At 50.4% G+C, this 20,053-nt stretch carries 21 protein-coding genes; 3 read left to right on the forward strand and 18 right to left on the reverse strand.

The features are described 5' to 3' along the window. Positions 1 to 67: 67 nt before the first annotated feature. The gene (locus tag HPT30_RS22560) at positions 68 to 793 is read right to left on the reverse strand and encodes a type 1 glutamine amidotransferase domain-containing protein (RefSeq protein WP_175373572.1); all 726 of its coding nucleotides are present in this window, start codon (positions 791 to 793) and stop codon (positions 68 to 70) included. 185 nt (positions 794 to 978) lie between these two features. Between HPT30_RS22560 and HPT30_RS22565 the strand changes: the two genes are divergently transcribed. After that, complete coding sequence (locus tag HPT30_RS22565; protein ID WP_175373573.1) at positions 979 to 2,202, forward strand: MFS transporter; 1,224 nt, start codon at positions 979 to 981, stop codon at positions 2,200 to 2,202. 146 nt (positions 2,203 to 2,348) lie between these two features. On the opposite strand, the gene HPT30_RS22570 is transcribed toward HPT30_RS22565, so the two are convergent. The 8 genes from HPT30_RS22570 to HPT30_RS22605 all read right to left on the reverse strand — a co-directional run bounded on the left by HPT30_RS22570 (position 2,349) and on the right by HPT30_RS22605 (position 9,984). Next, positions 2,349 to 4,067, reverse strand: coding sequence for an adenine deaminase C-terminal domain-containing protein (locus HPT30_RS22570; protein WP_175373574.1), 1,719 nt, complete (start codon positions 4,065 to 4,067; stop codon positions 2,349 to 2,351). Positions 4,068 to 4,089: 22 nt separating this feature from the next. Further along, entirely contained in the window at positions 4,090 to 5,154 is a 1,065-nt protein-coding gene (locus tag HPT30_RS22575; RefSeq protein ID WP_175373575.1) for an ABC transporter ATP-binding protein, read from the reverse strand. Positions 5,155 to 5,169: 15 nt separating this feature from the next. Beyond that, positions 5,170 to 5,958, reverse strand: a complete 789-nt coding sequence (locus HPT30_RS22580; RefSeq protein ID WP_175373576.1) for an ABC transporter permease — start codon at positions 5,956 to 5,958, stop codon at positions 5,170 to 5,172. Between the two features lie 4 nt (positions 5,959 to 5,962). After that, positions 5,963 to 6,784 carry an ABC transporter permease gene (locus HPT30_RS22585; protein WP_175373577.1) on the reverse strand — a complete coding sequence of 274 codons (822 nt, stop codon included), beginning with the start codon at positions 6,782 to 6,784 and terminating at the stop codon, positions 5,963 to 5,965. 4 nt (positions 6,785 to 6,788) lie between these two features. Next, complete coding sequence (locus tag HPT30_RS22590) at positions 6,789 to 7,748, reverse strand: nucleoside hydrolase (RefSeq protein WP_175373578.1); 960 nt, start codon at positions 7,746 to 7,748, stop codon at positions 6,789 to 6,791. Between the two features lie 2 nt (positions 7,749 to 7,750). Beyond that, positions 7,751 to 8,845 (reverse strand): ABC transporter substrate-binding protein, encoded by a 1,095-nt coding sequence (locus HPT30_RS22595; RefSeq protein WP_175373579.1) that lies wholly within the window; start codon positions 8,843 to 8,845, stop codon positions 7,751 to 7,753. A gap of 290 nt (positions 8,846 to 9,135) precedes the next feature. Next, positions 9,136 to 9,480, reverse strand: a complete 345-nt coding sequence (locus HPT30_RS22600) for a DUF2294 domain-containing protein (protein WP_066362899.1) — start codon at positions 9,478 to 9,480, stop codon at positions 9,136 to 9,138. A 255-nt stretch (positions 9,481 to 9,735) separates the two neighbouring features. Further along, entirely contained in the window at positions 9,736 to 9,984 is a 249-nt protein-coding gene (locus HPT30_RS22605) for a hypothetical protein (protein ID WP_175373580.1), read from the reverse strand. Between the two features lie 868 nt (positions 9,985 to 10,852). Here HPT30_RS22605 and HPT30_RS22610 point away from each other — a divergent pair. Further along, positions 10,853 to 11,479 carry a GyrI-like domain-containing protein gene (locus HPT30_RS22610; RefSeq protein WP_175373581.1) on the forward strand — a complete coding sequence of 209 codons (627 nt, stop codon included), beginning with the start codon at positions 10,853 to 10,855 and terminating at the stop codon, positions 11,477 to 11,479. Here the strand turns inward: HPT30_RS22610 and HPT30_RS22615 are convergent. The 5 genes from HPT30_RS22615 to HPT30_RS22635 all read right to left on the reverse strand — a co-directional run bounded on the left by HPT30_RS22615 (position 11,476) and on the right by HPT30_RS22635 (position 15,479). Then, positions 11,476 to 11,772 (reverse strand): hypothetical protein, encoded by a 297-nt coding sequence (locus HPT30_RS22615; protein WP_175373582.1) that lies wholly within the window; start codon positions 11,770 to 11,772, stop codon positions 11,476 to 11,478. The genes HPT30_RS22610 and HPT30_RS22615 overlap by 4 nt on opposite strands. A gap of 123 nt (positions 11,773 to 11,895) precedes the next feature. Further along, positions 11,896 to 13,434 carry an MDR family MFS transporter gene (locus HPT30_RS22620; protein WP_175373583.1) on the reverse strand — a complete coding sequence of 513 codons (1,539 nt, stop codon included), beginning with the start codon at positions 13,432 to 13,434 and terminating at the stop codon, positions 11,896 to 11,898. Between the two features lie 53 nt (positions 13,435 to 13,487). Continuing rightward, positions 13,488 to 14,159 (reverse strand): polymer-forming cytoskeletal protein, encoded by a 672-nt coding sequence (locus HPT30_RS22625; protein WP_175373584.1) that lies wholly within the window; start codon positions 14,157 to 14,159, stop codon positions 13,488 to 13,490. Then, a complete protein-coding gene (locus tag HPT30_RS22630) occupies positions 14,152 to 14,835 on the reverse strand; it encodes a hypothetical protein (RefSeq protein WP_175373585.1) in 684 nt (227 codons plus the stop codon). Before HPT30_RS22630 ends, HPT30_RS22625 begins: the two co-directional genes overlap by 8 nt. 14 nt (positions 14,836 to 14,849) lie before the next feature. Continuing rightward, complete coding sequence (locus HPT30_RS22635; RefSeq protein WP_175373586.1) at positions 14,850 to 15,479, reverse strand: YhbD family protein; 630 nt, start codon at positions 15,477 to 15,479, stop codon at positions 14,850 to 14,852. Positions 15,480 to 15,746: 267 nt separating this feature from the next. Here HPT30_RS22635 and HPT30_RS22640 point away from each other — a divergent pair, with 267 nt between their 5' ends. Further along, the gene (locus tag HPT30_RS22640; protein WP_175373587.1) at positions 15,747 to 16,334 is read left to right on the forward strand and encodes a GNAT family N-acetyltransferase; all 588 of its coding nucleotides are present in this window, start codon (positions 15,747 to 15,749) and stop codon (positions 16,332 to 16,334) included. Positions 16,335 to 16,613: 279 nt separating this feature from the next. On the opposite strand, the gene HPT30_RS22645 is transcribed toward HPT30_RS22640, so the two are convergent. From HPT30_RS22645 to HPT30_RS22660, 4 genes are all read right to left on the reverse strand, one after another. Continuing rightward, positions 16,614 to 17,225: a 50S ribosomal protein L25 gene (locus HPT30_RS22645; RefSeq protein WP_175373588.1), complete on the reverse strand. Its 612-nt coding sequence runs from the start codon at positions 17,223 to 17,225 to the stop codon at positions 16,614 to 16,616. Between the two features lie 224 nt (positions 17,226 to 17,449). Next, positions 17,450 to 17,923: a GNAT family N-acetyltransferase gene (locus HPT30_RS22650; protein WP_175373589.1), complete on the reverse strand. Its 474-nt coding sequence runs from the start codon at positions 17,921 to 17,923 to the stop codon at positions 17,450 to 17,452. A 188-nt stretch (positions 17,924 to 18,111) separates the two neighbouring features. After that, complete coding sequence (locus HPT30_RS22655; RefSeq protein WP_175373590.1) at positions 18,112 to 19,077, reverse strand: ABC transporter ATP-binding protein; 966 nt, start codon at positions 19,075 to 19,077, stop codon at positions 18,112 to 18,114. After that, on the reverse strand, positions 19,070 to 20,053 hold the full coding sequence (locus tag HPT30_RS22660) for an ABC transporter ATP-binding protein (RefSeq protein ID WP_175373591.1): 984 nt from the start codon (positions 20,051 to 20,053) through the stop codon (positions 19,070 to 19,072). The genes HPT30_RS22655 and HPT30_RS22660 overlap by 8 nt, the downstream gene beginning before the upstream one ends.

The following is a 20,053-nucleotide window of genomic DNA, read 5'->3' on the forward strand; positions in this document are numbered from 1 at the left end:
TCCACCTTATTAATAAAATTCAATTTGCACTATAGAGTTTAGCGCTCCATTATATAGGCAACTACTTTTATCCCCCTACTTTACGTATAAACGTCTCTGCGAACAGAGCTGCATCCTTTGGCCATCTGGCGGTCAGCAATTGACCATCCTCCACGATGAATGGCGTATTAAATGAAGGGCCCTTCACATAGTCCTCCCGCTTCTGCAGATGCCGGGTCACCTCATCCTGAACATATTCTGGATATGTACGGTAATAACGTCCGCGAGCCCAGGCAGTTAACCAATAGGCGGTCCGCTCCAGGGACTTGGTCAGACTCGTCATCTTTTTTCCGTATACCACCGCTTGACCGGTCTGAGGATCAATAGTCCGGGCCAGAACGATGGGGCCGTGACAGATCGCACCGACCGGTCTGCCCAGCTTCCAGAACTGCAGCACCTTCTCCTGCAAAGTAACGCTCTCCAGGTATACTGTCATTCCCTTCGCATGTCCTCCAGGCAAAATAAGACCGTCATAGGCTTCGGGATCAATACCCCCATATGCAAGCGGGTGCAAAAAGCCAGAGTCCAGCTCCAGCTGCTGGTGGTACCGCTGCACAACCACTTGGTCCGCCCCAAGCTGCCCGAACACAACTCCTGTCAACAAATAGGGATCGGTATAGGCGCGCTTCCCGTCAGGTGTGGCAAAATCCACCTGGAAGCCCGCTTCCCGGCAGAGATGCCACGGTACCACCACTTCTGTGGTATCAAAGTCTTGGGACGGTAGTGGAATCAGCACTCTTTTCTGCTGTGGCATGGTATTCTCTTCCCTTCATGGTCACTAAAAGCGGCCGTCATTGATCTACGCGATCATTTTATCACAAATTTTAAAAAAACATTTTGCCCAATGACTCTGGAGCGTTTAAAATGAAACTTGCATGAAAATACAGACCATTTCAGAAAGGATACACATACATTATAGATTAGGAGCGAAGACACCACATGAATTCATCAACAAGCAACGCGTCACCCCCGGCGAAAAAGGAACGTTTTCCTTTATCGCTGCTATGTCTAACCCTTGGCGCCTTCGCGATAGGAATGACAGAGTTTATTATTATGGGTCTGCTGCCCAATGTGGCTCATGACCTTGGCGTAACGATTCCGCAAGCCGGACAGCTCATTACCAGCTACGCCCTCGGGGTTGCCATCGGCGCTCCAATCTTGACCGTATTCACCCATAAGCTGCCTCAGAAAAAGCTGCTCGTCATCCTGATGCTCATCTTCATCGCGGGCAATGCCGTATCCGTCATCGCCCCAACCTACTCCCTGCTGATCGGAGCGCGCGTGATCACCGCTTTCGCGCATGGCACCTTTTTAGGGGTAGGCACAATTATCGCTGCACGACTTGTAAGGCCGGAGAAGAGGGCCGGCGCCGTCTCAATCGTATTGGCGGGATTGACGGTTGCCAATATCATCGGCGTACCGTTCGGAACTTTTATCGGCCAACAGCTGGGCTGGAGAGCCTCGTTCGGCGCTATTACCCTGCTGGGTATTGTATCCCTGCTCGGCATTATCCGCTTCATTCCTGTAATCACTCAGGATAAAATCAACAGCCTGGGCGAGCAGTTCCGCGGACTGATCAATCCGCAGGTCCTGCTGATCCTGTTGACTGGAGCACTCGGCTGTGGCAGTCTCTTCTCCCTGTTCACCTATATTACGCCAATGCTGGAGAATATCACTGGCTACGCCGAACACAGTGTCACCTGGATTCTGGTACTGTTCGGACTTGGCGTGACCATCGGTAACATTGTCGGCGGCAAACTCGCAGACTGGAAGCTGATGCCTTCCCTGATTGTTAATTTCGCGGTTCTGGCCGTTGTGATTTCCATCCTTAATCTCACGCTCGACAGCCCGGTGCTGTCCGTCATCAATATCTTCTTCTGGGGCATCGCCGCATTCGGCATTATGCCTGGCATTCAGCTGCGCATCATGAATCTGGCGCATAAGGCTCCCTTGCTGGCTACCACATCCAGCCACTCTGCGCTTAATCTGGGTAATGCTGGTGGCGCCTACTTCGGCGGGCTTGCGATCACCCACTTTGGACTGGAGTCCATTCCTTGGCTGTCCGCATCCCTTGCGATTCTGGGCTTCCTAGGTGCATGGCTCAGCTACGCCATTTCGCGGCGCAATGCTGGCGGAGTGGGTCAAATTACAACCACGCCATAATCAAAGTACAGTCTCGTCTAGCAAAGCAGTGCATCACAAACAAAGCAGTGCTTTACCAACATAGCACTGCTTCACCAAACAAAATAACCTTCAGCGCCACTGGAAAGTGGACTGAAGGTTATTTTTCTATTCAATATCTATAGTTATTATTTATCCAAATCGAACAGCAGCGGAACAACCTCGCCTTTGCCTACATCGATCAGACCAAGGTCGGTGATCTTAAGTGCCGGACTGACTGGCAGGGAATGTGTGCTGATGGACATAATCGGATTGTAGTGATTATAGCCGAGCGATTCCATGGCCGACCGCAGCTCCTTCACCTTCTGGGCAGTGATCTCCAGTGGCTCCTCGGTAAGAATACCGCCGACCGGCAGAGCCAGATGAGCGAGCACCTGTCCGTCACAGACCACACAGAACCCGCCTTGACCAGCGATAACTTCGTTCGCCGCCAGTGCCATATCCCCGGGGTTATGTCCGACGACCAGCAGATTGTGGTTATCGTGTGAATAGGTAGTCGCGATGGCGCCACGTTTGATAGTATCGCCGCCAATCAAGCCGTAGGCCCGGTTGCCGTTCTTACCGTATCGCTCAAAGGTAGCGATAAGGCCATAGCCGCTCTCCTGCCATTGCAGCAGACCGTTACGAACCTCTGCCTCGCTATGCTTCTCCTCTGTGAAGGTGGATACGTTGTTGACCATCATTACACGGCAGCCATAACGTCCATCCGTCTTCTCCGAGACAACCGTAAAGTCGGCTGCGGTTACGGGGCTAAGCTTCACACTCTGGTAAAAATGCGCCGGGAACCGGGGCTGTGACTCTGGCTGGGACTGCGGCTGATGGCGGTCATAAGCCTGCTTGCCGCCTTTGTAGACCGCGTCCAATTCAAACGAATGCAGATCAGACAAGAGCAGATAATCTGCGATCTTGTTCGGCGCAATCACACCACGGTCCTGCATTCTCATCCGCCGGGCAGGGGTAAAGGTTGCTGCATAGACAGCATCCTCAGGCGTCATGCCCATCTTGATCGCTTTGCGCACCAGATGGTCCAGATGTCCGGTTGCCACTAGCGAGTCCGTCATCACATCATCGGTCACGAAGCAAAAATGCTCACCGACAGGATGCTGAATCAGGTAGTCCACTACATCAGGGGTCATGGACTTCTCCTGAATTTCAATGAACATCCCGGCAGCAATGCGGGCAGTCAGCCCTTCAATGCTCTGGTGGGTATGATCCGAGTCAATGCCCGCATAAATCAGCTGATGCAGATCGAGATCCAGCAGCTTCGGGGTATGCCCCTCAATCACCAGCTCCGGATAGCGGCTGCGGATATGCTGGAGTATACGGTTGCTTTTGCCATCCGGGTCACGAATGACATCCACATAGTTCATAACTTCCCCAAGACAGATCATCTGCTCAGTCGCCATCAGTTGGTCGATATCCTCAATCTCTATAGAACCGCCGGTAGTTTCCAATAGTGTCGCCGGTACAGAGCTTGGAATTGCATAGAACATGTCCACCGTGCAGTCTTCACTAGCCCGAATCATCTCATGTACACCTTCGACACCGAACACATTGGCCATCTCATGCGGTTCCGGAACGATCGTTGTCACCCCATGACGCAGAATGCCATACGAGAACGTCTCCGGTGTAATCATGGTGCTCTCAATATGCAGATGGATGTCAATCAGACCGGGAACCATATATCTCCCTTGGCCCTCAATGATCTCATTCGCAGTGAATGTATCCGCGCCTAGACCACCGATATACAGGAATCGCCCATCCTTGACAGCCACATTGGCCAGCTCAAATCTTTTATAGTAACTGTTATACACATTCACATTCAGAATTAGTTGATCCGTAACCATCGTATATGCTCCTTACTGCGGCTTACTGCACCAGCACTAGCTTGTCTTTTGGAAAATAAATCGTAACCTGTTCCCCTTGTGCAAAGGGTACATCCATCTCCTGATTGACCGTAAATACGCCTAGCTCCGTCTCTACTTCATACTGGTAACTCCGTCCCAGATAAGTGCTTACTTGCACTCTGCCTGAAAGGGTATTGCCTGAGAGAGGCGCTTCCTGTGTACTAGGCCACAGTTGAAGGTCATCCGGCCTGATCGCGCCCAGCATCCCAAGGTTGCCTGCCCCATTCGGGCGTTTGGCTGCCAGGAACTTCAAAGCTCCCCGGCTCAGCTCGATATCTTCACCTGCATCGCTGCGGCTCTCGAAGGCAATAAAGTTGCCGAAGCCGATAAACCGGGCCACATATTCACTAGCCGGATATTTAAAAATAGTCGTAGGATGAGCCAACTGTTCAATCTTTCCGCTGTTCATCACGGCTACCTGATCGGAGATGGAGAAGCATTCCTCCTGATCATGGGAGACGTAGACCGTTGTAATCCCAAGTTCCTGCTGAATCCGGCGGATCTCGACGCGCATATTCACCCGCAGGTTCGCGTCAAGGTTACTCAGCGGCTCGTCGAAGAGCAGCAGATCCGGCTCGATGACCAATGCCCGCGCAATCGCAACACGCTGCCGTTGTCCACCGGAGAGCGCCTTCGGCAATCTTTTCTCAAATCCGCCCAGGCTAACGATCTCCAGCATACGGGTCACCCGCTGCTTCACTTCCGCTTCCTTCATCTTGCGCAGACGCAGGCCGAAGGCCACGTTATCGTACACCGACATATGCGGGAACAAGGCATAGCTCTGGAATACAAAGCCAAAGTTCCGCTTGTTCACCGGCACATTGGTGTAATCCTTGCCTCCGAACATGAACTTGCCCTGCTCGGCATTCAGGAAGCCGGCGATTAAGCGCAGGGTAGTTGTTTTGCCACAGCCGCTGGGGCCGAGCAGGGACAGGAGCTTCCCTTTTTCAATCTGCAAATTGAAATCTTCCAATATAAAACGGTTGTCGTAAGCAACCGATACTTGTTCTAGACTTATTAGTGCCATTACCGTATGCCTCCGTTATCGTTTGGTAAAATAGGCGAATCCCATCAGCCGCTCGATGATAAACATCAGCGCTGCCGTCAGCACCATCAGGATGACCGAAATCGCTGCAATTGTAGGGTCAAAATAATTCTGCACATAGGTCAGCATTTGAATCGGCAAGGTGCTTACCCCTGGACCGGTCATAAACACGGAGATGTCCACGTTATTGAAGGATTCCAGGAATGCGATCAGTACCGCAGCCAGAATGCCGGAGCGAATGTTGGGCAGCACTACTTTGAAAAAGGTCTCTAGACGGCCCGCGCCCAGACTCTGTGCAGCTTCTTCTACGGCAAAATCGAAATTGGCCAAGCTTGAGGCAATGACTCTGATAATAAACGGGAGCATAATCACCGTGTGGCCGATCAGAAGACCGGCATAAATCGGCAGTCCGTATACCACAATCAAATAGCGCAGCAGTGTGAACCCCAGCACAATGCCGGGAATGAGCACTGGTGACAGGAATAACGCGTTAAGCGTATCACGGCCCCGGAACTCGAACCGGCTCAGGGCATAGGCCGCCGGCACACCCAGCAGCAGCGCCAGCAGATTGCCTAGCATCGACACTATAATGGAGGTCTTGAATGTCTCCATGAACATGCTTACTTCAAAGATATTACGGTACCATCGTAGCGAAAAGCCCTCCGGGGGGAATTTCAGGACAGTGCCCGGCTCAAATGAAGTAATAGAAATAATCACGAGCGGGCCTAGCAGAAACACAAACACCAGCAACGTGTACAGCGAGAGCCCACGGTTTCCTTCCTTCATCTTCTCACCCCTTCGGATTTAGTCGGTTCGCCCAGGCATTCATCAGACCAACCACCACAAATGTAATCACAATCATTATCACGGCAATGACAGACGCCGCCTGCCAATCATTTAAGGTCATAGCATTTTGGTACAGGAACGTTGCAACGACGCGTTCTTTACCGCCTAGCAGCGCAGGAGTCGTATAGGCTGTCAAGCTGCCTACGAACACGAGAATACTGCCGATAATCAGCCCCGGTACGGTGAGCGGGAAGATGATTTTGCGGAAAGCTGTGAACGATGAAGCGCCCAGACTGCGGGCAGCCCGCACCAGCTCATAATCCAGATTCTCCATGACGCCCAGCAGGGTGATAATGATCAGCGGCAGGAAGAGATGCACGAGACCGACCATCATAGCCACCGGTGTATAGAGAATCTCGAGCGGCTTTTGAATCAAGCCGATGTTCATCAGGAACGTATTGAGCAGCCCCTTCTTCCCCAAAATGATCATCCAGCTGAAAGAACGGACAACTGGGCTGGTCAGCAGCGGGAAAATGGACAGTGCGAGCAGAATGCTTTTCTTGCGGATGCCCGCACGAGAAATATAATAGGCGGCTGGATAGCCCAGCACCACGCATACCAAGGTTGTCACTACACTCACCCGAAGGGTGGTGAGCAGGATTTTATTGAAATACCCGTCGCGGAAAAAGGTCATATACCCTTCCAGCGTCAGACTGCCATCCGGCATAAAGGTTGAAACAATTGTAAGAATGATAGGGATCAGCATGAATGCTGCCAGGAACAGAAATCCCGGCAACAGCAGCAGATATAAATATCTTTTATTCATTGAGTTAACTCCCGTCTGTCTTCAGCTCTTGGTTCAGACTCCCGGTGAATAGCGTAAGAAAAGCAGGGCCATCCACCTCCAGGCAGACACTGACATTATGCGGCTTGTTCAGCCGGTTCTGAAAATCACAGACCGTCTGCCCGTCGCACAGCTCGCTCCGGGTCTCTACATCCACGTAATAATCCAGTTTTGTCACCAGGTCCGGATTAATCGCCACACCTACCGCCAATGGATCATGCAGGGCACAGGCTTCAACGCCGTTGCGCTCGTAATACCGCTGGCGGTAATCAGCCGTACTCTGCTCCACATACGCTGCGATCTCGGGATTCGTCAGCTTGGCAATATCCTCTTGCGACAGCAGCGCCTTGCGAGTGACATCCAGACCCACCAGAGTGAGGTGCGGGAAGCCCGCACCCATCACCAGCTTGGCGGCTTCGGGATCAACATAAATGTTGTACTCTGCCGTAGGGGTGATATTCCCTGAACCGCGCACCACGCCGCCCATGATGATGACCTCGGCGGTATGCTGCACCAGCTCCGGACATTTCTGCAGCACTTCGGCCAGATTGGTCAGGGGAGCGGTCATAATCAGCGTGACCTCTCCCGGCTGACTCATCACCTGACGGATGATGAAGTCTGCTGCGGATTCTTCCTCCGCACGCTTACTGACTACCATATCCGACAATGCCCCACCGATGCCGTCGCGTCCATGCACCCGATGCTCGAAATGTACCTCGCGGGCCAGCGGCTTGTCCGCCCCCCGGTACACCGGAATCTCGTTCTGAACGCCGAGAAACTGCAGAATTTTGCAAGTGTTCTCCGTCGCCTGATCCAGCGATACATTGCCATTGACCGTAGTAATCCCAAGGATGTCGAGCGCTCCGCTCTTCACCGCCAGCATGATGGCCAAGGCGTCGTCCACGCCGGTATCCACATCGAGAATTACTTTTTTACGAATAGTCATCCTTAGCCACCGATCTCTTTGTTCCAGCGATCCGTCCATGCTTTGATGTTATCGTTGACGAATTTCATATCCAGCTTACGCAGCTTGCCCACCACATCTGCACCGTAAGTTACGCCCTTGGCTTCCTCTTCGTTCAGAACAACTTCAGTGTTTACCGGGGAATCAACCTTGGCTTTAGCGGATTTCTCTTGAACTTCCTTGCTCAGCTGCCAGTTGATGAACTCTTCGGCCAATTCCTTGTTATCCGTACCTTTGACTACGTTGATGGTGTTCATAACAGCAAATGCGCCTTCAGACGGAGCCACAAACTTCGCATCCGGAACTGCGGCTTGCAGATCCTTGAAGTACATCTCCATGATCGGTCCTCCGGCAATTTCCTCCTGGCTGAACATGTTCACGTATTCGGAAGTCTGGCTGTAGTATTTAATCACGCTTGGGTTAATTTCCTTCAGCTTTGCAAAGGCTTGATCTTCATTGAAATCGGTGTTGCCTGCCACCACAGAAGCCGCATCCACCATCATCGGTCCTGCAGTCGCCGTAATCGCCGGAAGCGTCAGATTGCGGTCAAACGCCGTCCAAAGATCTTTCCAGGATGTGATCTCACCCTTGACCAAAGCCGGATTGTAGGCGATACCGAGACGTCCGATCGTATAAGCCGGGCCGTAGCCCTCACCCAGTGGAGCTTTGGCAATATCATAGACATGCTGGAGATTCGGCACCTTTGCGGTATCGATGGTATCAATCAATCCTTCATTAATACCTTGCTGAGCGTAGTAATCGGATAGGTAAATGACATCCACGTTCGAGCTACCCTGACGGATCTTGTTCAGGCGCTCAGCGTTGTTACCAATCTCCACGACAATCTTGACGTTGTGTTCTTTCTCAAAAGGTGCGTACACTGCTTCCTTGAAGAAGTCTTCCGAGAAGCCCCAGGTGGAGATTACCAGTTCCTTGGGTGCTCCTGATTTCCCATTGTCCCCAGCGGTTCCGCTGTTCGTTCCGTTAGCTGTAGTAGCGGAATTACTTCCCGATGATCCGCAAGCGGTCAGTGCCGCAGTAAGTGTAAGCGCAAGTGCTGTTCCCCAAATCTTTTTCATAATCCAATAGACCTCCCTGATGTGTGTGTATGAAGCTAATATGGCTTAAATCTCATCATTCTCGTTGGCAATCGTTCATTTCAGCCCGCATTTCGGGCACCCGGCGATGTTGACAGCACCTCCTAACCTTAATTAAATTCTATGGTTCCCAGTTTTCCTCATAAAAAAAGAAAAGTATTCTTGTAGGAACAAGAACACTTTTCTCCGTGTAAACAAAGGAAAGAGCTACCCGTTATAGAAAGACGGTCTTCGCTTAAGATAGATCAAAAGCAAAAATCCGTGTAGGTATTTTAATCTTCAGCCAAAATCATGTTCGTAAAAGCCCATTGGGTTCGCGCATCATAATCTCTCAGCAGAACCTCAATCTTTAGCTCCATCTCTTCCTCTAACCTCTCCTGGAACTTCTTCTTGAACAGGAGCGACATCCGAAAGTCCACTTCCTGCTTAAGCTCCGGCGCCTCGCCTTCCAATGCGGAAGAACGGGGAGAACGGCGGTGTTTGGCGTGAAAGGTAATGACCCGCTGATCGACAGTTACGCGGAGCAGGGTCGTCCCGAAACCAAACAATTCCTTGGAGAGCTCATTGTAGATCTGGCACATCTTCTTCTTGTTATCATTACTGTCCAGTTCTGCCATGAAACCACCTTCAACAACAGAATATCGTACAATCACATCAATATTTAATGCCATTATACATAATTATTGCGTTTCAGGCAAGAAAAAAGGCAAACATAACATGTAAGTCACTCCAAACACGAACGATAGATCTTTTTAATACAGAAATTTGAGCCTTTTTGCCCTTTCTGTCCCCTGTCAGACCTATAATTCCCTGCATAAGGTTTGACGTTGATAATAATTATCAATTAAAACACTTCATATATAAAAGTAAGTTCAATTAGGAAGGTGCCCGCTGATCCCGGAAGCTACAGCCAAACGCTCAATCGTGATCTCCTCGGAATAATAGCGGTCGATCTCTGCCTTCACTTTAGCGAGCAGCTTCACCGTTTCTTGACCTTGGTACTCTATGATCAACGCCAGCAATTCATGAAATGTAGCCTGGGCGCGCATCTTATCCGCCAGACCTTCACTGAGCCAACTGCGGTGTATTAGGCCACATAAAGCTGGAGCTGCCGGTATCACTTCGTAGTGCCACCTTGGAACAAAGAAACAATATAAGCTGAACAAAAAAAGTAACGAGAAGTAAGAAGAAGCACGGGGAAAGTTTAGACTGTGTGAGCGAGATGCTCAGATGCAAGCTCTCCGTAGGGAAGCCGGTATCGCAATTCTAAGCTTTCTCCAGGTTTTAAACGTATTAAGCGAAATTAAAATTCTCACGGAAGAGTGTCAGAATGGAAGACTGCGTGACGAAGGGGATTACGATTTCAGGCGTTATTCTGGTGGAATTGGGGCTTTAAGAAGGGATCTAAGATAGGGCTTTAGGGCGCTAGCCTCCGATCCCCCTCCCCCTTCCCTGTCTTCTTAACCCCGAAAAATGGTCTACCTCCTAAACTAAGCTGTCTTCTTAACCCCGAAAATGGTCCACCTCCTAACTAAGTGCATTTTTGTACCTTATTTTCCTTGATTATAGGTAAAAAAAGCAAATAAGGGCATTATTGTATCTTAATTTCCGAAAAAGTACGCTGAAGAGGATATTCAGGAAGATTTAAGGTACAATATTGCACTTAATTCCCAATAAACCTGAGTTGCAGAGTATTTAAGGTACAAAAATGCCGTTATTTGCACTTCGGGAGTAACTTCTAGGCTTTGAGTTGTTATTTTTATTCGTTCTATATAGATCGCGACCGGAAGTCCAAGCATTGCACCGTAGGAACGACTGAGCTTTACGTTTGAATCTTGAGTTCACTTTATATAATTTTAACGTAGAAAAAATAAGCTCCTGCCGGAATCTAAGGCGGGAGCTTTTTTCATTTGAATACACCGTTCCAAACATGACACTGTGCTGTCCAGTTGCCTGTGCTATTCTACCTTAAAAGGAGGCGCTAATCAGATGAAATACGAATGGAAGAAACAGGACAAATCCTTCTACCTGCCACAAGCGAAACCAGAGCTGATCACGGTTCCCGGCTTTAATTATTTTATGCTGGAGGGGAGCGGCAATCCCAACAGTAACTTATTCACTGAAGCTGTAGCCGTACTATACTCCCTCTCCTATGCCGCCAAAATGCTTCCCAAAAAAGGAAGACTGCTCACCGAGGGCTATTACGATTACTCCGTCTTTCCGCTGGAAGGCGTCTGGGATCTCACCGAAGAAGGAAGACAGAAAGATGTTCTGGATAAAGACGAGTTGCTATATACGCTGATGATTAGACAGCCTGAGTTCGTCACCGCCGACTTAGCAGCTGAAATTATAAAGATGGTGAAGCTCACCAAGCCACATGTGCTGATGGAAAAGGCCATCTTCGGCAAGGTCGAAGATGGCCTAAGTGTACAAATGCTCCATTACGGATCATATGACGATGAGCCGGAAAGCTTTGCAGCTATGGAGGACTACTGCATGCGTAATGGGTTGATACGAGCCTCCAAGACCCATAAGGAAATATACCTGACGGACGCCCGAAGAACCCGCCCCGACAAGCTGAAGACTGTCCTCAGATTCAAAGTTAACCGGAACTAATAGGACCAAACCGATTGGGGCAGAACGGTAAGGGAAAACGATAAACCATGCTGGATGAACATACGGGATAAGACTAACCAGACGAGGCGAACCAGATACGCCACACCAGCTAAACCATACCGGATAATCATTCCAGATACGCCACACCAGCTAAACCCTACCGGATAACCATTCCAGATACGCCACACCAGAAAACCATACCGGATAACCATTCCAGATACGCCAAACCAGCTAAACCATACCGGATAACCATTCCAGATACGCCACACCAGAAAACCATACCGGATAACCATTCCAGATACGCCACATCAGCTAAACCATACCGGATAACCATTCCGATACGCCACACCTGTTATGTCAAACTGGATAGGCCAAACAAGGCAACCCGCCCCTCCACCCTCCGTACCCAGAACTACCTAGTGCCCGGACACCGCCGAGTCCCCGGCTGCCGAGGCGTCCATCTTCTGCCGGCCCATGAAGAAGGAAGCCAGCAGTGCTAAGGCCGCCGGAACGAGTGCCCAGGCAAAGGTGTGCGTGATGGATGAGGATAATCCTTCTGTAATTTTGGATAAAATTTCAGGTGGGATCATCGCTCTAGCTTCCGGCGACAGCAATGAATGCGGGTCTTTGAAATCCAGCGCTCCGGCTGGAGCTCCTCCGCCCCCACCTCCGGCGAACATGCTGGCCAAGCTGCCGGTGAAGTAATGGCTTTGGATAATACCAAAGCTGGTAATCCCGACAGTCATCCCCAGCGAACGCAGGAAATTAAGCGTTGCGCTGGCAGAGCCGCGCTGCTGAGCGGTCAGCCCGTGAATAGCAGCTGTGCTTAGCACCGAGAACGAAGCGCCAATACCAAGACCGATCAGGATCATATACACAGTTACAAGTAGACGTGAAGCATCAGGCGTAAGTGTCGCCACAAGCCCTGTTCCCACCACCAGCAGCGCTAGTGTAGGAATCAGCAGGCTGCGGTAGCTTGTTTTAGACATCAAGAAGCCGCCTGTTGATGCTGTAACTACTGAACCAACCATCATAGGCAACAGTACCATCCCCGAATTCGTCGCCGAACCGCCCATAACTCCCTGAATAAAGATCGGGATATATACAGAAGCCACAATAAATGCCGCTCCGCTAAACAATGCGCACAGGATGCTGAAGGCGTACAGCCGTTTTTTAAATAGTGCAAACGAAATGATCGGCTCTGCAGCCTTCGTCTCCACATACAGGAATACGGCTGCCAACACGGCGAACGCTGCGAATAATCCTAGAATCATCGCTGAATCCCAAGCATACTCCTTGCCACCAAGCTCCAGCGCGAACATTAAAGAGATGACCGCCCCAAGCAATGTGCCTGCACCCAGCCAGTCGATCGGCAGCTTGGAGTGCTCATGCGATTCTCTGTAAAAGAACACTACCATCACAAAGGCAATCAGTCCGAGCGGCAGATTAATGTAGAACACCCATTGCCAGGCGATATGGTCTGTAATGTACGCCCCCAGCAGCGGGCCAAACACACTCGACAAGCCGAATACCGCGCCGAATGCCCCGCCCAGCTTACCGCGCGACTCCAGCGGAACGGCATCGAACATAATCGCAAAAGCAATCGGCACGAGTGCTCCACCGCCAATACCCTGCACCGCCCGATAGGCCGCAAGCTCCGTTATCGTGCTGGCAGTTCCGCACAGGGCTGAACCTGCCATAAAAACAATAATTCCAAAGATAAAGAACTTCTTCCGTCCATACATATCCGACAGCTTGCCAAAGATCGGCATACCTGCCATTTCTGCAACGAGATAGGCGGAGGTTACCCAGACAAATTTGTCCATGCCCCCTAGTTCTCCTACAATATTGCCCATAGCCGTTGCAACAATCGTACTGTCCATAGAAGCCATCAATATCCCCAGCAGCAATCCTGCAATGACTATGCCCAAATTGGGCGATTTGGCTGCACTCATCTTTTCCACTCCTTAATTTCTGTATATCACACTATATTGCTCTGAGCAGCCTGTCAGATCTTCACCTGTTGCTTCACCATGGCATTCTTGTGAATCTCCAGCTTCTCCCGGTATTCCACCGTTTGAATTACACAATCCGGACCGATGATCACTGATCCGCCACGAACAGTATCGGCTACTGTACATTGCAGTTCTATAGTATCCCCTTCAATCAGATCTGCTCTGAAAATAACATCCTGCTTCGCTTTTATTAAGTTAAGCAGTTTGCCTGTCTTGTTTTGCTTAATAACAATAGTACCGCCGCCAACCTCCCGGGCCTTACCAGCCCCATACAAGTTGATCTGCATTCGCTCTGCACTGAGCAGACCTTCCACCACGGCTGCGCCGGAAATCTCCAGCTGCTCTGCTTCACAATCACCATGTACCACAAGACTTCCACTAAAGTCTATTTGCTCCATTCGAGCTGAGGCGGCTTTAACCTCTCCGGTTCCACGCAAGGACTGCCCTGTAAGCACTCCAGCTACAGCAAGTTCACCTGTCACTTTCAGCTTCTCCAACCGCAGGTCACCATCCACCCTTACATTACCGGTTAGACTCAATCTCCGGCAGTCTACAGTATCGTTGAATTGGCATTCACCTGTCACTTTGACGTTCAGGAAGGAACCTCCCCCTGATGTGCTAGTCCCCACCATACTGAGGTTGTTAAGCGTAGTATTGTCAGACACCGATCTTCTCCTCCCTTCCTACTCTGGCTCCCGGATGTACGGTTAGCTGTGAACGATATTCCACGGCTCCAACCGTGCAGCCCTCTCCAATGATCACAATATTGCCTCTGATAACATCGGCATTCGTGTATTCCAAATCAATGAAATCACCCTCAATAGTCCCGGCGTTCAGCTCCGGCTTGAGTTTAGGGAACATTCCTCCTAGCAGCCTGTTCCACGTCCCTTGATTGTTCTGACGAATCACGAGACTCTCGACACCAATCTCATTGGCCTTGCCTGGTCCATGCAGGACAAAATCCACATGCCCCGCGCTCAGCAGACCATTGACCGTAAAAGCCCCTTCTCCGGTTAATTCCTCTAGCTCGCAATCCGCCTTTGTACTGATCACACCATTGAGCACACAGGATTCTCCCCGTAAGGAACCTCCGATTCGGACCATACCTTCCGCCTTGAGCGTTCCAATTTTCAGACTTCCCTTAACATTCATATTACCGTTGCATTCCAGTTCTTCTGCCCGAAGATCACCCTTCATATGAACATGACCATTTCCTTTAAAAATTCGCGCTTCCACCGAACCGTTAACGGTAGCTACGCCATCCAGCCTAACCATATCATAAGTGCCTCCAGAGGCCCCTCCTACGCCAGCAATGACCAAATCACCGTGTTGCTTCACCATGCTCATTCCCTCCATTAATTAAGCTTTCCTCTTAACTGCTCCATTAGACTACCTACGGTGATCCTGTTGACAAGCCGCACCCCTGCATCAAAGATCAGCTCAGTTGGTGCATATGCAATAAGGAACGACGTCACACCCATTTTGCGGATAAAAAACAGTTCCCATGCCTTCCCTTCCAATCTCGCCGAATTCTCCTGTAAGGTACGGAAGAGCAGATCACCTTCTTCAAGGTTCATCTCTCCACTGCTCAGTAGGCTGTCAATAACGAACAGATACATCACTTCATCAATCGTGTATTTCCCCTCTGCTTCCAGCGGCTTGCCAAAGCGTTCTAACACTAATGTCGAAACAATGTTACGTTCCAACAGCTCTTTACCTGATATTACTGTTTTGCTGATCGGCGGGGCTGAAGATAATTTATCTGCCAGCTCATCCAGCGAGAGGTCGTCTTTCATGCTTATAATGTTATCGATGCGGGCCAGAATCATCTTTCTCGGAAAAAAGGTTTCTTGCCCAGTAAAGGTTGATTTGCGGATAAACCATTCTTCAGGAATCAGCTGCTTCCGCTTCCAGCGGTAGAGTTGGCCGTAGGATATGCCGGTTAAATCCAGCAAATCCTTTTTGGATATCAGATTTTCTTCCATATTGATCACTCCTCGCGACCATCGTAACATAACACTGTTACGTTGTAAATCTAAAACTATACCTAAATCTATTCAAGACTATTTAGGACGAACTTAAGCCCTCACATAAAATTCGGTCGTCATTATGGTGAATATTTGAATAGTTCATTCTCCCTGCGTTTTTCCATCCTGATTTTATACCAGAACATTGCGGATGAACCTCCGCCCAGAGGATGATTTTATGGTTACCCCAAGGAGTACATCCCCCTAAGGTGTCTAGATTGAGAGATGGGCAGAAACTGCTATATCGGTTTTTTCCCTATGGAGCGGCATATTTTTCAATCCGTGCTGGACATAAGGAAGTTAGACTGGGAGAAATTTGACGAGGAACGCATCATTTTATCGCTGGAGCAATCTGGCCTGCGTTTCACGACACTCGCGGAGGAGCCCGGCGAAGTCTCTGAGCAGAAGCTTTATGAGCTTTATAAGGAAACTGCGTTCGATATTCCAGGATATACAGGTGATTTTCCTGTGATTGAGGAATGGCGTAAATGGCACTTGATGGTAGACGGTTATGCGCCGGAACAGGTAATTATTGCTGCGGTTGGCGACAAGTATGTCGGAGTATCCAATGTGCTGTACAATCAGCAGTCCAATGGCATGTATCACGAGTATACCGGGGTAAGCCGTGCCTATCGCGGCCGTAAAGTCGGGCTGGGACTTAAACTCAAAGCAATCCAGCTTGCCAGACGTGTTCGTGCAGATTATATCCGAACAGACAACGATTCCACTAACGCTCCGATCCTAAAGATCAACCGGTGCCTAGGCTATGTACCACTGCGAGGATCTTACTGGATGTTGGGACGTCCTTTCTAGGCAAGCCAGATTGGTCACAGACTTCTAAATAGGAGAAATGAGCATGCTTCAGTTACTACCTGTATCAGGATACAGATCCTGATCCCACCCATGTTATTTATGATTTTATGATTCTCCGGAAGTTCAGGAGTGATCTGAACAAGTATATTCAAGCTTTTAGCACCAAGTGATCCATAAATCGTCCTATTCATAGTGACAAAAAAGAGCAGACAATTCCCCAAAGGAAATTGTCTGCTCCTGTGATTTAAACCTGTTCCAGCGCCGCCAACGCGGCCTGTCTTATTCCTCAGCCTGGGCCTCGGCAGCAGCGTCTGCAGCCGGTTCACCAGCTTCTTCAGCGTCTGGCGCCTCTGCAGCTACCGGAGGTGCGATCCGGATGATTAGCGTATCTTCCGGAGTCAATATCTCCCAGCCCTCATGCTTCGGCAGGTCGGAGACGAGCAGCTGATCACCAATCTCCAGGCTGCTGATGTCCACATCGAACGTTGCCGTCAATTTATCTGGCAGTGTGCGAATATCCAGTTCATACAGCTCTACCTGCTGCACGCCCCCGCTCTTCACACCTGCCGGGTCTCCTGTAAAATGAAAGGCAACCTTGGTATCCAGTTCTGCCTTCATATCAATTTGTTGAAAATCCACATGCAGCAAATGGCGCGATAGCGGCTGGCGTTGCGCTTCTTGAATCACAGCATTTTTGGCGCCTGCGCCCGGTAGTTCAAGCTTCAGGATCGCCCGCGGATTCTTGCTCAAAATTTCGTTGATCGTTTTTGCATCCGCAGAAAAGGAGTGAGTATCTGAACCTGCACCGTAGACAACGACCGGTACAAAGCCTTTACGCCGCTGGGAAGCGGCCTTGCCGGATCTTTCGGTCAAACGTACTGTTGTATTCATAACAATTCCTCCTAAGTAGGGATTTAAAAAACAAGACCGATTAGATATGTATGTCTAATCAGTCTCTTATTAACCATATTTAGCTGCATTGGAATCAGTATAGCACTGCGGATGGGACAAGTCAAAAAAGTCATAAATGATATAAATATCCATAATCCACACTGTTCTGTGCTTTGATCCTACCGAGAGCAAAACCCCAAATGAACGGATTAATCATTAAGCAATCACCCTATCCGCAGATAAAAGACAAGCGTTGCTTTATCATTTAACACCTTATGTTCCCCCGTCTTTGCAAAACCCATTTTTTCATACAGCCAGCAGTTTCGTTTTTCCTGTGCAATCGTCGCTAGCTCCCAAGTAGCCGCCTGCGGGAACATCTCTATGATCAGATTAAGCGCTCTTTGGGCTATCCCCTTTCCCTGGTATTCAGGAAGGATAAAGAGTGGCCCCACCCACATCCGGGTCTCATCCTCTTTCCAAGTCGCGCGTATGCCCCCGACGAGCACGTCATCCAGCACAATTTTATAAAATCCGCCCTGAGGATTCGTAATTCTGCCCATCACCTTTTCAATGTCTTCATTGGCCGGACTGGTATCCTCATCCTTGTATTTTTCCAACGAAGGCAGAAAAGCTTGGACTTGAATGTTGTGAAGAGCTTCCGCGTCTGACTCCACAGCCTTTGCAAGTGTCACCCTCATGTCTCTCCATCCCCTGTTCGTAGGTAATAAAACCCATTTTATCATTTTTTCACAGGGCTGAGGCAACTAACGTAGTGTGAACTTAAAAATCTAACGTCCTGGATGGGTGAAATCCTTGGTATACAAGGGTCAGGAGCCATTCCGTTATTCCAGTACCCTATCAAGTAAAGGTAAGCTTTTCGGCGCACCTAAACCAGATGACACGCTACAAAATGTCCGCCTCCGGCATCCCGGAAGACGGGAACCTGTGAGCGGCAGACCTCCTCGGCGAAGGGGCAGCGCGTATGGAATTTACAGCCCGATGGCGGATTCGCCGGGCTCGGAATATCACCCTTCAGTACAATTCGCTCCCGCTTCAGCTTCGGGATCGGAATCGGCACCGCCGACAGCAGCGCCTTCGTATAGGGATGCAGCGGATGACGGAACAGCTCGTCCCGGGAGGCCGTCTCGACCATAGAGCCGAGGTACATGACTCCGATGGTTGTGCATAAATGCTCCACGACGCTGAGATCATGGGAGATGAACAAATACGTCAGTCCACGGCTCTGCTGCAGCTTGCTGAACAGGTTGATGATCTGAGCCTGGATCGATACATCCAGCGCAGAGACCGGCTCGTCGGCGATAATCAGCTCGGGATTCAGAATCAGCGCCCGCGCAATGCCAATCCGCTGCCGTTGCCCACCCGAGAATTCATGCGGGAAACGGTCGATATGGTACGACGATAATCCGCAGGATTCCAGCGTTTCCAGCACCAAATCGCGTACATCGCTACGGGAACATAACCCGTGGTCCAGCAGCGCTTCGCCGATGGCATCCCCTACCCGTACCCGCGGATTCAGCGAGCTGTACGGGTCCTGGAAGATCAGCTGCATCTTGGGCCGCAGCCCACGCAGCTCTTCGGGCGGCAGGGTGTGGATATCCACACCTTTGAACTTCACCTCGCCGGCCGTCTTCTCCGTCAGGCGGAGAATGGTGCGGCCAACCGTGCTTTTGCCGCTGCCGGATTCTCCGACCAGCCCGAAGGTCTCCCCGGGCTGCAGCCGGATGCTAATGTCATCCACGGCCTTGACCTGACCCACTGTGCGGTTAAGCAAGCCTTTCGTAATTGGAAAATACTTCTTCAAGTGATTCACTTCCAGCAACGTCTCAGGCATGGATTAACGCCTCCTCATAAAGCCAGCAAGACACCTTTTGTCCATTGCCAACGTCTTGTAGCACAGGCTGCTTGCTGCGGCACACCGGCATGCAGTGTTCACAGCGGTCATGAAAATAACATGACGGTGCAAGCTCCAGGGGATTGGGCACCTGTCCCGGAATCGAGTACAGCTCTTCCTGCCGCTGGTTGATCACCGGCTTCGATTTAAGCAATCCCCGGGTGTACGGATGCTTGGGATTGCTGAATAATTCTACAACCTCGCCCTCCTCCACAATCTTGCCGGAGTACATCACGATCACATAATCAGCCATCTCCGCTACCACGCCAAGATCATGTGTGATCAGCAGAATGGACATACCCGAGTCGGCTTTGAACTGTCGCAGCATGTCCAGAATCTGCGCTTGAATCGTCACATCCAGCGCTGTAGTCGGTTCGTCGGCGATGAGCAGCTTCGGGCCGCAGGAAATCGCGATGGCGATCATAATCCGCTGCAGCATCCCGCCGCTCAGTTCATGCGGATAGCTATCCGCAATCTGCTCAGGCCGGGAAATACCGACTTGGCTAATCAGTTCAATAGCTTTGGCGCGTGCCTCCTTCTTGTTCAGCTTCAGATGAACCCGCAGCGGTTCCATGATTTGTTCCCCGATCTTGATCACCGGATTCAGTGAAGACATCGGCTCCTGGAAAATCATTGCGAGCTCATGACCACGCATACTGCGCAGTGTATGCTTATCCAGTTGCAGCAGGTCTTCTCCCTGAAACTCAATGCTGCCGCTGGTGACTTTGCCGCCCGGTGACTCGACAAGCCCCATGATGGACATTGCCGTCACGCTTTTCCCGCAGCCGGACTCGCCGACAATACAGACGGTCTCCCCTTCCCGCACCCGGAAGCTGACATCGTCCACGGCTTTGACTTCACCGTCTTCCGTGAAGAAGTGCGTGCTGAGACCGTCTATGCGCATTAAGTTGTTCAT

The sequence above is a fragment of the Paenibacillus agri genome (assembly GCF_013359945.1).
In the GTDB taxonomy this organism is placed as follows: domain Bacteria; phylum Bacillota; class Bacilli; order Paenibacillales; family Paenibacillaceae; genus Paenibacillus_AQ; species Paenibacillus_AQ agri.

Bases quoted from the DNA above. Each gene is read 5' to 3' on its own strand.
- HPT30_RS22570 (WP_175373574.1), bottom strand. From the start codon at position 4,067: ATGGTTACGGATCAACTAATTCTGAATGTGAATGTGTATAACAGTTAC.
- HPT30_RS22560 (WP_175373572.1), bottom strand. From the start codon at position 793: ATGCCACAGCAGAAAAGAGTGCTGATTCCACTACCGTCCCAAGACTTT.
- HPT30_RS22595 (WP_175373579.1), bottom strand. From the start codon at position 8,845: ATGAAAAAGATTTGGGGAACAGCACTTGCGCTTACACTTACTGCGGCA.
- HPT30_RS22655 (WP_175373590.1), bottom strand. From the start codon at position 19,077: ATGCCTGAGACGTTGCTGGAAGTGAATCACTTGAAGAAGTATTTTCCA.
- HPT30_RS22660 (WP_175373591.1), bottom strand. From the start codon at position 20,053: ATGAACAACTTAATGCGCATAGACGGTCTCAGCACGCACTTCTTCACG.
- HPT30_RS22635 (WP_175373586.1), bottom strand. From the start codon at position 15,479: ATGGAAGAAAATCTGATATCCAAAAAGGATTTGCTGGATTTAACCGGC.
- HPT30_RS22600 (WP_066362899.1), bottom strand. From the start codon at position 9,480: ATGGCAGAACTGGACAGTAATGATAACAAGAAGAAGATGTGCCAGATC.
- HPT30_RS22620 (WP_175373583.1), bottom strand. From the start codon at position 13,434: ATGAGTGCAGCCAAATCGCCCAATTTGGGCATAGTCATTGCAGGATTG.
- HPT30_RS22565 (WP_175373573.1), top strand. From the start codon at position 979: ATGAATTCATCAACAAGCAACGCGTCACCCCCGGCGAAAAAGGAACGT.
- HPT30_RS22650 (WP_175373589.1), bottom strand. From the start codon at position 17,923: ATGAGGGTGACACTTGCAAAGGCTGTGGAGTCAGACGCGGAAGCTCTT.
- HPT30_RS22610 (WP_175373581.1), top strand. From the start codon at position 10,853: ATGAAATACGAATGGAAGAAACAGGACAAATCCTTCTACCTGCCACAA.
- HPT30_RS22590 (WP_175373578.1), bottom strand. From the start codon at position 7,748: ATGACTATTCGTAAAAAAGTAATTCTCGATGTGGATACCGGCGTGGAC.
- HPT30_RS22585 (WP_175373577.1), bottom strand. From the start codon at position 6,784: ATGAATAAAAGATATTTATATCTGCTGCTGTTGCCGGGATTTCTGTTC.
- HPT30_RS22580 (WP_175373576.1), bottom strand. From the start codon at position 5,958: ATGAAGGAAGGAAACCGTGGGCTCTCGCTGTACACGTTGCTGGTGTTT.
- HPT30_RS22640 (WP_175373587.1), top strand. From the start codon at position 15,747: ATGGGCAGAAACTGCTATATCGGTTTTTTCCCTATGGAGCGGCATATT.
- HPT30_RS22575 (WP_175373575.1), bottom strand. From the start codon at position 5,154: ATGGCACTAATAAGTCTAGAACAAGTATCGGTTGCTTACGACAACCGT.
- HPT30_RS22645 (WP_175373588.1), bottom strand. From the start codon at position 17,225: ATGAATACAACAGTACGTTTGACCGAAAGATCCGGCAAGGCCGCTTCC.
- HPT30_RS22615 (WP_175373582.1), bottom strand. From the start codon at position 11,772: ATGGTTATCCGGTATGGTTTTCTGGTGTGGCGTATCTGGAATGGTTAT.
- HPT30_RS22630 (WP_175373585.1), bottom strand. From the start codon at position 14,835: ATGGTGAAGCAACACGGTGATTTGGTCATTGCTGGCGTAGGAGGGGCC.